This window comes from Virgibacillus ndiopensis (assembly GCF_900187325.1).
In the GTDB taxonomy this organism is placed as follows: Bacteria; Bacillota; Bacilli; order Bacillales; family Amphibacillaceae; genus Virgibacillus_E; species Virgibacillus_E ndiopensis.
On record NZ_FZMZ01000005.1, the window covers coordinates 412374 to 424733 of the forward strand.

Genomic DNA, 12360 nt, shown 5'->3' on the forward strand with positions numbered 1-12360 from the left:
TACTGAAATCGGTTCTAATATTCAATTGATTGGTTCTAAGGTCAAAACAAAAGGTAAAGAGCCATACACTAAACACCCCAAAAGTTAGATTTTTCATTCTAACTTTTGGGGTGCAGGATCCAACTAGATTTTGTTTTACATCCATTTTATTTTTGGTTCTGTTCCATTTTTAATACGTTTAATATTTTCCTTGTGCCGATAGAAAACAAAAATGGTTAATGCGGATATGACAATAATTAGACCAACATCTTTAAAGAGCATCGCTACAATTGCGGATACGACACCTGTTATCATTGATGAAAGGGATACGTATTTTGATACGTATAACGTTAGGACAAAGGTGACGATCATAACGAGAAAAAGTAATGGATTAACTCCAAATATAATTCCTCCAGAAGTTGCCACAGCTTTTCCGCCTTTAAATTTTGCAAAGAGTGGATATGTATGTCCTAAAACAGCAAATAGCCCAATGACGAGTCGATATACATCAGCATCAAATAATAAAGGTATAAGTGTTGCTACAGTTCCTTTTAATATATCTGCTAATGTAACAATAATACCAGCTTTAATGCCTAATACACGAAATGTATTTGTGGCACCTAAATTTCCACTTCCATGCTCACGAATGTCAATTTTAAAACCAACTTTTCCAACAATTAGCGCTGATGGTATAGAACCTAGTACATACGCAATGATAGCAAATAAAATATAATCCATTTATTTTCCTTCTTTCTAATTGGGTGTTAAACTTTGATATATCTATAACCAACAGTATTTTTGTTGAACTAGAAAATCACCTTACACTTTATTTTATCATGAAGTTCTAGTAGAAAGAACCTAAATAGCAATGTTTTTGAATCACTTAATAAGGGTAATTCTATTTTTGCTAAGAAAGTTTACCCAATTAATGGGAATTTATTATCGAAGGAAGATGTATATGATTGAGTTTAAGAACGTACAAAAGGTTTATCAAGATGGAACCAAAGCGTTAAAGAATTTTTCTCTGAAAATAGACAAGGGGGAGCTGGTAACTTTAATAGGACCAAGTGGTTGCGGAAAAACTACCACTATGAAAATGGTCAATCGTTTGATCGAACCTACATCAGGGTCAATATCTATAAATAACAAAGACATTAATGATTTTAATATTCATGAATTACGCTGGAATATTGGTTACGTTTTACAAGAAATAGCATTATTTCCACATATGACTATAGAAGAAAATATAGCGATAGTACCGGAAATGAAAAAATGGAAGCGGAAAAGAATAAGAGAACGAAGCAATGAATTGATGGACATGGTTGGACTTGATCCTTCTACATATCAAAAACGTATGCCAAGTGAATTGTCAGGAGGTCAACAACAACGAATAGGTGTAATACGTGCACTCGCAGCTGATCCAGACATTATATTAATGGATGAGCCATTTAGTGCACTTGATCCTATAAGTAGGGAGCAGCTGCAAAATGACATCCGATCATTACAAAAGGAAATAAAAAAAACAATCGTTTTTGTCACACACGATATGGATGAAGCGATGGCAATTGGTGACAGAGTTTGTCTTATGAAAGTTGGAGAGATTGTTCAAGTTGATTCGCCACAACAATTAATTTTGCACCCAACGAATCAGTTTGTGAAGGATTTTATTGGCGAAAGAAAGTCCCCATGGCAAACTGCAGTGGATGTAATTGCAAATCAATCATATGAAAATATAATTAATAAAGATAAATTTGAAAATAAGGAATGTCTTGATACCGAGATATACGTAATAAAAGACGAGAATGACTGTTTTGGAGGAGTAGTACAAAACGGAAAGTTATACAATGTTAAAACGCTCCAAAATGATATACCATTATTTAAAGCAACAGAAATAATTCAAGCAAGTGACCAACAAATTTTTCCTGTTCTAAAGGAGGACAAATTAGTTGGGGTACTTACATTTAAAGATATTGTAGCGTTTCTAAAAAGTAGAACGAAAGTGGAAAATGGGGTGATTCAATAATGAATGAATTTATCTCAATTTTGCAAAAGCGTCAGGATGTATTATTGGAATCGATTTGGGAACATTTACAAATATCATTACTTTCATTAATAATTGCAATCATTATTGCAGTTCCTTTAGGGCTAATTTTAACTCGATATCAACGTGTTGCTGAGCCGATAATAGGCATTACAGCCATTATGCAGACCATTCCGAGCCTGGCGGTTTTAGCATTTCTCATTCCGTTTTTTGGAATTGGTACAACTCCTGCAATTATTGCATTAACTGCTTATGGGTTGCTACCTATCTTGAGAAATACCTATACTAGTATTAAAGAAGTGGATCCAGCTTTGAAAGAGGCTGCTACGGGAATGGGAATGAATTCTTTTAAGCGATTAACCAAGGTCGAATTACCAATCGCTATGCCGGTAATTATGGCCGGAATACGAACATCAATGGTTTTAATTGTAGGTACTACAACAATTGCCGCTCTTATAGGTGCTGGTGGTTTAGGGGAACTGATATTATTAGGTCTTGATCGAGGTGCCGATTTAAATCTGATTCTTCTAGGTGCCATACCTGCAGCAATGTTGGCGATTATTTTAGATATGATTTTACGAGGGTTAGAAAAAATTTCTAAGCGAGCAGGATTTAAATCATTTATTACCATGTTGATTATTGCTGTCATTATTGTTGCTTCTCCATTATTGTTTACCTCCGACAAAAAAGCTGACTTAGTTATTGGAGCAAAACTTGGGTCTGAGCCAGCCATATTAATTAATATGTATAAGTTATTGATTGAAGAAGAAACGGATTTAGAAGTAAAGTTAAAACCGGGTTTAGGTAAAACTGCATTTGTTTTTTCTGCATTACAAAATGACAGTATTGATATTTACCCAGAATTTACTGGAACCGCAATTGTCACACACTTGGAACAAAAGGCAAAGAGTAATGATCCTAACAAAGTTTATGAGCAGGCAAAACAAGGAATGCAAGAAAAATATAATATGGCATTTCTAGCACCAATGAAATTTAATAATACGTACGCAGTAGCTACAACAAAAGCCTTAGCGAATAAATATAATTTAGAATCTATCAGAGATTTAAATAAAATAGAAGATGAGATAACTGCTGGTTTTACACTTGAATTTAAAGATCGTTATGATGGTTATGTAGGGATGCAGGAAGTATATAATTTAGATATAGAAAGCGTTAAAACAATGGAACCCGGGATTCGCCAGGAAGCTTTAGCGAACGGTGATGTTGATATCATTGATGCTTATGCGACTGATAGTTATATGATTGAATTAGATTTAGTTACATTGGACGATCCTGAAAATTTATTTCCACCTTATCAAGGCGCGCCTCTTATGAGAGAGGAAACGTTAGTAAAATACCCTGAGCTGAAGGAAATTTTAAATCAACTTGGTGGTAAAATAACTGACGAACAAATGAGACAAATGAATTATCAAGTTGATTACGAAGATATATCACCGGAAGAGGTAGCAAGAAACTACCTAGTTAAACAAGGTTTACTCGATAAATAGAGAAGGAGTGTTTACAATGGCTATAGAAAACCCAGCAAAGGAAACAATAAAAAACGTATTACAAAACGCAAAAACGATCGCAGTCGTTGGTTTATCTGATAATCCCGAGCGAACATCTTATCAGGTATCGAGGGTGATGCAGGAAGCTGGATATAAGATTATTCCTGTAAATCCAAAGGTCAAGGAAGTTTTAGGAGAAAAAGCATATTTTTCACTCGCAGATGTAAAAGAGGATATTGATATTATCAATATTTTTAGACGCTCTGAATTCTTACCAAAGATTGCACGAGAAGCTGCAGAAACTAACGCGTTTGTCTTTTGGGCACAACAAGGTATAGCAAATCAGGAAGCATTTGAATACCTTAAAGAACGTGAATTCACAGTAATTATGGATATGTGTATTAAAGTAGCTCATTCAGTGTTAATAGGGAGATAAAATGGTAAAGGATGGCTAAATTTGGTCATCCTTTTTAGTTTAATGGATATGGTAAAATTGTATGTTCGCTATACAATCAGAAATTACTTGTAGTATACTAATAATCATGTTAAATGATAGAGAGGTTAATTGGTTACACATTTGAGTATTATTTTACAATCACAAACATCTGTTCTATTATAAAAAAGAGAAAAGTTTAGTGTGGAAGGAGTAGATGGTGGATTGACTAAACAACCATTACAATATACCGATGATTCGATTCAAGTATTAGAAGGTCTTGACGCGGTTAGAAAAAGACCTGGTATGTATATCGGAAGTACAGACTTAAGGGGGTTACACCATTTAGTTTTTGAGATTGTCGATAATGCTGTCGATGAAGCTTTAGCAGGTTATGGCGATTTTATCAAGGTAACAATCCATAAAGATAATAGTATTTCTGTTGAAGATAGTGGTCGTGGATTTCCAGCAGGAATGCATAGCACAGGAAAACCGACAATTGAAGTTATTTTTACGATCTTACACGCTGGGGGGAAATTCGGACAGGGCGGCTATAAAACTAGTGGTGGATTACATGGGGTAGGTGCTTCTGTTGTTAATGCATTATCTGAATGGTTAGAAGTAACGACTTTTCGAGATGGTCATACATATTATCAACGTTTTGAAAATGGCGGAAAACCCGTTGGAACACTGGTGAAAAAAGGAGCCACAAGAAAAAGTGGGTCAGTAATCCATTTCAAACCAGACGAATCAATTTTTACAGCAACTGTGTTTAATTTTGAAACGCTATCAGAGCGCTTACGTGAGGCAGCTTTTCTACTAAAAGGGTTGAAAATTGAACTTGTAGATGCACGGGAAGATTTAAAAGAAGTTTATCAATTTCCAGATGGCCTTGAATCATTTGTGACTTATTTGAACGAAGAAAAAGATACACTGCATCCTGTTGTTTCTTTTGAAGGGGAACAACAAGAAATTGAGGTTGATTTTGCTTTTCAATTTAATGATGGTTTTGCAGAGAGTATGCTCTCGTTTGTTAATCACGTTAGGACTCGTGACGGTGGAACCCATGAATCAGGGGCGAGAACCGCGATAACCCGAATTTTTAATGAATATGCGCGTAAAGCTGCACTATTAAAAGAAAAAGATAAGAATTTAGAGGGAACCGATATTAGAGAAGGCTTTACAGCAATCGTATCAGTTCGGATTCCTGAAGAAATATTACAGTTTGAAGGGCAAACGAAAGGAAAGTTAGGAACTTCTGAAGCAAGATCTGCAGTTGATTCAGTGGTTTCAGAAAAGCTCTCCTATTTTTTAGAGGAAAACCCTGATATTTCTGGTTTGTTAATTCGTAAGGCAATTAAAGCGAAAGAAGCTAGAGAAGCAGCTAGAAAAGCACGAGAAGATGCCAGGTCCGGTAAGAAAAAACGCCGAAAAGATACGTTACTAAGTGGCAAACTTACTCCTGCACAGTCCAAAAACCCGCAAAAGAACGAATTATATTTAGTTGAGGGTGATTCAGCAGGTGGTTCCGCTAAACAAGGTCGTGATCGTAAGTTCCAGGCTGTTCTTCCATTACGAGGAAAAGTGATTAATACCGAAAAAGCGAAATTACAGGATGTATTCAAAAATGAGGAAATCTCAACAATTATCCATACAATTGGTGCTGGAGTTGGTGGTGATTTTGATTTAGATGATGTTCAATATGATAAAATTATCATAATGACGGATGCTGATACGGATGGTGCCCACATTCAAGTGTTATTACTGACGTTTTTCTATCGTTATATGCGATCATTAGTTGAAACAGGCAAAATATATATTGCGTTACCGCCTTTATATAAAATTTCTAAAGGTAAAGGAAAAAACGAAAAGATAGTATATGCGTGGGAAGATAGTGAAATGAAAGAAGCATTAAAACAATTTAAAAACGGCTATACAATCCAGCGGTATAAAGGTCTTGGTGAAATGAACGCGGATCAGCTTTGGGAAACAACGATGAACCCCGATACTAGAACATTGATTCGAGTAACTTTAGAGGACCTTGCACGTGCGGAGCGGCGCGTTACAACATTAATGGGTGATAAGGTCGAACCAAGAAGAAAATGGATTGAGGGTCATGTTCAGTTCAGTATGGATGATGATGCAAGTATATTAGAAAACGATAATATTCATACTTAATTTAACGTAATGAAAATAAAGTAATTTTTAGAAATTAAGGGGGGGTTGGTTTGTCACAACCGGAGAAATATTTGGACCTTCCATTAGAAGAAGTTATTGGTGACAGATTTGGAAGGTATAGTAAATATATAATTCAAGACCGTGCATTACCAGACGCAAGAGATGGCTTAAAACCAGTACAACGAAGAATTTTATTTGCAATGCACGAAGAAAAAAACACACATGACAGGAATTTTCGTAAATCAGCAAAAACTGTAGGTACTGTTATTGGGAACTACCATCCACATGGTGACTCGTCTGTATATGAAGCAATGGTACGATTAAGTCAGGATTGGAAAGTACGTAACGTATTGGTGGAAATGCACGGAAATAACGGTAGTATTGATGGGGATCCACCTGCTGCTATGCGATATACTGAAGCGAGATTGTCAAGTATTGCATCGGAATTACTGCGTGATATCGATAAACAAACAGTCGATTTTATTCCTAACTTTGATGATACAATTGACGAGCCTGTAGTTTTACCCGCGAAATTCCCAAATTTACTGGTTAATGGATCTACTGGAATTTCGTCTGGATACGCTACAGACATTCCTCCACATAACTTAGCAGAGGTTATTGAAGCAGTAATTAAGAAAATAGAAAAGCCTTCTGTCTCGGTTGAAGAATTAATGGAACATATCAAGGGTCCAGATTTTCCAACTGGTGGAATCATTCAAGGTGTCGATGGCATTAAAAAGGCGTATGAGACGGGTAAAGGGAAAATTATTGTTCGTGGTAAAGCAATTGTTGAGTCCGTTCGTGGAAATCGTAAGCAAATTATTATCGATGAAATACCATACGAAGTCAATAAAGCAAATATGGTTAAAAAAATTGATGAACTCAGGCTCGACAGAAAAGTTGAAGGAATTGCAGAAGTCAGGGATGAAACGGATCGAACAGGATTAAGAATTGTTATAGAATTAAAAAAGGATGCTAATAGTGATGGTGTTTTAAATTATTTGTACAAAAATACGGACTTACAGGTAACCTATCACTTTAATATGGTTGCTATTCAAGATAAAACACCAAAACTGTTGTCATTACCTCAAATGCTTGATGCTTATATCTCTCATCAAAAGGATGTTGTAACGAGACAAACTACCTTTGAATTGAAAAAAGCTAATGAACGAGCACATATCGTTGAAGGGCTAATCAAAGCTATTTCAATTTTAGATGAACTGATTGCAACAATTCGCGCTTCTAAAGATAAGCAAGATGCAAAAAAACGTATCATTGCAGCATATGGTTTTTCAGAGGCTCAAGCGGAGGCAATTGTAACGCTTCAATTATATCGCTTAACAAATACCGATATTACATCATTAGAAAAAGAAGCTGATGAATTACGTAAGAAAATAAGCGAATTTGAAGCAATTTTAGCAAGTGAAAAGAAATTGCTCCAAACAATTAAAAGTGATCTGAAACAATTGAAAAAAACATATTCTGATAAACGAAGAACGATAATTGAAGATAAAATTGAAGAATTGAAAATTAATATCGAAGTTATGGTTGCTAGTGAAGATGTACTAGTTACAGTAACAAGAGACGGTTATCTTAAACGTACCAGCCTACGTTCGTATGCCGCTTCAAATGGAGAAGATTTTGCTATCAAAGAAGAAGATCATCTCGTTGGCCAAGTAGAATTAAATACAACCGATAAAATTCTACTTTTCACAAATAAAGGAAAATATATATATCTTCCAATTCATGAGATCCCTGATATTCGGTGGAAAGATATCGGACAGCATATATCCAATATTGTCTCTATAGATAAAGACGAACGTATAATTCAATGCATACCTGTCCGTGAATTTACTGAGAATAATTATCTTGTATTTTTCACCAAAAACGGTATGGTGAAGCGAAGTGAATTACAGTTATATGAGGCACAACGATATTCAAAAGCCCTTGTAGCATTAAACTTAAAAGGCGATGATGAATTAGTAAATGTTTATCAAACAAATGGACATTCAGACATCTTCATTGCATCTAACAAAGGTTACGGGTTATGGTATCACGAATCGGAAGTATCTCCTGTTGGACAACGAGCTGCAGGTGTTAAGGCAATGCAATTAAAAGAAAATGAGTATATTGTTAATGGCCAAGTCTTTGATGATTTGTCACAACCATCGCTTGTTTTAGTAACCCAGCGCGGTGCTTGTAAGCGAATGAAATTAAGTGAATTTGAGAAAACAACACGTGCTAAGCGCGGTTTGTTAATGCTTCGAGAATTAAAAAATAAACCACATCGTATTATAGGATTTTTCGTCGTTAATGAAAATGATACGATTTGTTTTAAAACTGGAAAAGGTGAATGGCATAGTATTTTCCCATTAGAACTATCAACAAGTGATCGTTATAGTAATGGATCATTCGTAATTGATTCTGATAATCAAGGCGAGGTTGTAGAGGTTTGGAAAGATGCAAATTATAAAAAGCCATTTAATGAATCAGAGTAAATCAGCTAAGCTAGCACACTGTTAGAGTGACCTCCTGACAGTGGCTAGCTTATTTCTATTTCCATCTCGCCCCTATGAAAACCCTTTCAAAAATTTGTTAAAATCCCTTCATATATTCTGAAAAATATGATAAGGTTAAATTAAATTTTTGGAAGGAGGGTTTATAACGGAGTTACGACAAAAAATTATTCAGACATCGTTATTATTATTTGAAAAAGATGGATTTCATGGTGTAACGGTAAATCAAATTGTAGAGAAGGTCGGGACTTCAAAAGGTGGATTTTATCATCACTTTATTTCAAAAGATGAACTCCTATTTGTAATTCATGATACGTTTATTTCGTATGTACTAGAAAAGGCGATAATAGCAAATGAAACCTATGATTCTCCTACAAAGAAATTAGAGGCAATTGTAAAGGACTTTGTTAAAGTTTTTGATTTGTACAAACCACATATATCCGTATTTTATCAAGAATCAATTTATTTAAAACCACAATATGAACAGTTAGTTAAAAGGAAGCGTGATCAGTTTAAACAACTTATCATAGAAGCAATTAAAGAAGGAAAAGCAAGTGGTGAGTTTCGTCAAGATATGTCAGTTGAAATTACAGGTATGGCTATTTTAGGTATGGTAAACTGGACATACAAGTGGTATAAACAGGATGGGAAAAAATCAATTGATGAAATTGGAGACATCTTTGTAGACTTGATTTTACGGTCTGTTTTAAGTGAAGAAATGCTTTCTAGAGATAACAATTGTCATGATTTGGTCAATAAGGATGCATTCTTTACGCAAAAGGGTAATTAAATATATTTATATAAATTCTACAGACCAACCAGTCGGTCTTATCGTAACCTTACAGGAGGGTATAACATGAACTTTGAATTATCTAAAGAACAGGTAATGATTAAAAAAATGGTTCAGGATTTTGCAGAAAATATTATTAAACCAAGAGCGATTGAAATTGATACAGAAGCAAAATTCCCTGAAGATATTTTTAAACAAATGGGTGAGCTTGGATTAATGGGTATTCCTTTTCCAGAGCAATATGGTGGATCTGATGGGGATACACTTTCATATGCATTGGCGGTTGAAGAGATTGGTAAAGTATGTGGAAGTACAGGGCTAAGCTATGCAGCTACAGTATCACTAGGTGCTAGTCCCATCTATTATTTTGGAAATGAAGAACAAAAGGAAAAATTTTTAAAACCAATTGCACAAGGTAAGACACTCGGTTCCTTTGGGTTAACGGAACCTAATGCTGGATCTGATGCAGGTGGTACCAGAACAACTGCAGTTGAAGATGGTGATGATTACATAATCAATGGAGAGAAATGCTTTATTACAAATGCCAATTATTCAAACACGATTACAGTTACAGCTGTTACTGGTAAGGATAATCGTGGTAAAAACAAAATAAGCGCAATTATTGTTCCAACTGATACTGATGGGGTAACAATCAATAGTAACTACGATAAAATGGGGGTCCGCGGATCAGATACATGTGAAATTGTTTTAGATAATGTTCGCGTACCAAAGGAAAATTTGTTGGGAGATCCGGAAAAAGGATTCAAGCAATTTCTACATACCCTTGACGGGGGCCGTATTTCGATAGCTGCACTTGGTTTAGGAATAGCACAAGCATCTTTGGATAAAGCTTTAAACTATGCAAAAGAAAGAACACAATTCGGAACGGCTATTTCTAAATTCCAAGCAATTCAATTTAAATTAGCTGATATGGCTATGGAGGTAGAATTAGCAAGAAATATTGTTCATAAAGCTGCATGGTTAAAAGATCAGGGAAAGCCGTTTACTAAAGAAGCAGCTTATGCAAAATTATTTGCAACTGAAACTGCATTCCGTTCAGCGAATCAGGCAATTCAAATCCATGGTGGGTATGGATACATGCGTGAGTATGAGGTAGAACGTTATTTGCGAGACGCAAAATTATTAGAAATTGGTGAAGGAACTTCTGAAGTACAACGACTTGTTATTGCTAGACAATTAGGGTGCTAATTTAAGAGAGGTAGACTATTAACTATTATTGAATTAACTATTTCTTAAGTAATGAATGGGGGAGAAAATTCATGTCTTTAATAAATTTGACCGTTGGCGAGTTATTGGAAAAGCAAGTGAATTTACATCCAGATCATGAAGCAGTAGTCTATCCAGAATTGAACTTAAGAAAAACATACAAAGAATTTGATGAGATGGCAAATATGGCTGCTAAAGGTTTAATGTCATTAGGTATTGAAAAGGGAGAACATGTAGCAATATGGGCTGATAACAAACCGGAATGGCTCACATCACAATTTGCAACTGGGAAAATGGGGGCAGTTCTCGTCACAGTAAATACAAATTATCAAGCAAAAGAACTAGAGTATCTATTAAAACAGTCTGAAGCATCTACTTTAATTTTAGGAGAATCATATAAAGGCACTTCTTATGTTGACATTTTAAGACAGGTTTGTCCTGAATTTGATCAGGCTGATAAAGGTAAATTAATGTCTGATAATGTTCCATTTTTGAGAAACGTCATTATACTTAGTGATAAAAATTATCCTAACGCATATACGTGGAACGAAATGATTAAAAGCGGTACTTCTATAACGGATGAAACATTAGAGGAACGTAAGAAATCATTACATCACGATGACGTTATCAATATGCAATATACTTCTGGTACAACCGGATTCCCAAAAGGAGTCATGCTATCACATTACAATATTGTCAATAACGGGAATCAAATTGCGGATTGTATGAAGTTGACGTATGAGGATCGACTTTGTATCCCAGTGCCTTTTTTCCATTGCTTTGGTTGTGTATTGGGGGTACTTGCTGCAGTATCTAAGGGAACGACAATGGTTATACTTGAACAATTTGAAGCAGAGAAAGTCATGAAAGCAGTCTCTGACGAAAAATGCACTGGATTACACGGTGTACCCACAATGTTTATCGCGGAACTAAATCATCCAAACTTTTCAACGTATGATTTTTCACATCTACGCACAGGCATCATGGCTGGATCTACGTGTCCGATTGAAGTGATGAACGATGTTATGAATAAAATGGGAGCAAATGAAATCACCATTGCGTATGGTCAAACAGAGTCATCTCCAGTTATAACACAAACAAAAACAGATGATCCCGCAGAATTAAAGGCAAGTACTGTTGGTCAAGTTCATCCAAATGTCGAAATAAAAATAATCGTACCTGGAACAAATGATGAGCAAGTTCAAGGAATTCCTGGAGAATTGTGTACGAGAGGTTATCATGTCATGAAAGGGTATTACAATAATGATGAGGCGACAAATGCAGCCATTGATAGTGAAGGCTGGTTACACACTGGCGACCTTGCTGTAATGGATGAAAATGGTTATTTAGAAATTACAGGTCGTATTAAAGATATGATTATTCGTGGTGGTGAGAATATCTATCCACGAGAGATTGAAGAATTTCTTTATCAGCATCCAGGGATACTAGATGTGCAAGTGATTGGCATCCCTGACCAGAAATATGGTGAGGAAGTAATGGCATGGATTATCTTAAAAGAAGGTGTGTCATTGACAGAACATGATGTACGGTCATTTTGTGAAGGAGATATTTCGCGACATAAAATTCCTAAATATATTCAATTCGTTGATGAATATCCAATGACTGCAAGCGGGAAAATTCAGAAATATAAATTGAAGGAAATCGCAGTTCAACAATTTGAACAATAG

General features: G+C 35.4%; 9 protein-coding genes. 8 read left to right on the forward strand and 1 reads right to left on the reverse strand.

From position 1 onward, the window contains the following. Positions 1 to 135: 135 nt before the first annotated feature. Entirely contained in the window at positions 136 to 717 is a 582-nt protein-coding gene (gene plsY / locus CS937_RS09360) for a glycerol-3-phosphate 1-O-acyltransferase PlsY (protein WP_099158205.1), read from the reverse strand. Positions 718 to 937: 220 nt separating this feature from the next. Here plsY and CS937_RS09365 point away from each other — a divergent pair, with 220 nt between their 5' ends. The 8 genes from CS937_RS09365 (at position 938) to CS937_RS09400 (ending at position 12360) form a co-directional block, all read left to right on the forward strand. Beyond that, positions 938 to 2002: an ABC transporter ATP-binding protein gene (locus CS937_RS09365; protein ID WP_099158206.1), complete on the forward strand. Its 1065-nt coding sequence runs from the start codon at positions 938 to 940 to the stop codon at positions 2000 to 2002. Next, complete coding sequence (locus tag CS937_RS09370; protein WP_099158207.1) at positions 2002 to 3528, forward strand: ABC transporter permease/substrate-binding protein; 1527 nt, start codon at positions 2002 to 2004, stop codon at positions 3526 to 3528. The genes CS937_RS09365 and CS937_RS09370 overlap by 1 nt, the downstream gene beginning before the upstream one ends. A 16-nt stretch (positions 3529 to 3544) precedes the next feature. Beyond that, the gene (locus CS937_RS09375) at positions 3545 to 3964 is read left to right on the forward strand and encodes a CoA-binding protein (protein WP_176555801.1); all 420 of its coding nucleotides are present in this window, start codon (positions 3545 to 3547) and stop codon (positions 3962 to 3964) included. A gap of 222 nt (positions 3965 to 4186) precedes the next feature. Further along, entirely contained in the window at positions 4187 to 6139 is a 1953-nt protein-coding gene (gene parE / locus CS937_RS09380; RefSeq protein ID WP_099158850.1) for a DNA topoisomerase IV subunit B, read from the forward strand. A 50-nt stretch (positions 6140 to 6189) separates the two neighbouring features. After that, positions 6190 to 8637 (forward strand): DNA topoisomerase IV subunit A, encoded by a 2448-nt coding sequence (gene parC / locus CS937_RS09385; RefSeq protein WP_099158208.1) that lies wholly within the window; start codon positions 6190 to 6192, stop codon positions 8635 to 8637. A 148-nt stretch (positions 8638 to 8785) separates the two neighbouring features. Beyond that, positions 8786 to 9445: a TetR/AcrR family transcriptional regulator gene (locus tag CS937_RS09390; RefSeq protein ID WP_245835727.1), complete on the forward strand. Its 660-nt coding sequence runs from the start codon at positions 8786 to 8788 to the stop codon at positions 9443 to 9445. Between the two features lie 66 nt (positions 9446 to 9511). Next, on the forward strand, positions 9512 to 10654 hold the full coding sequence (locus CS937_RS09395) for an acyl-CoA dehydrogenase (RefSeq protein WP_099158209.1): 1143 nt from the start codon (positions 9512 to 9514) through the stop codon (positions 10652 to 10654). 71 nt (positions 10655 to 10725) lie between these two features. Further along, entirely contained in the window at positions 10726 to 12360 is a 1635-nt protein-coding gene (locus tag CS937_RS09400; protein WP_099158210.1) for an AMP-binding protein, read from the forward strand.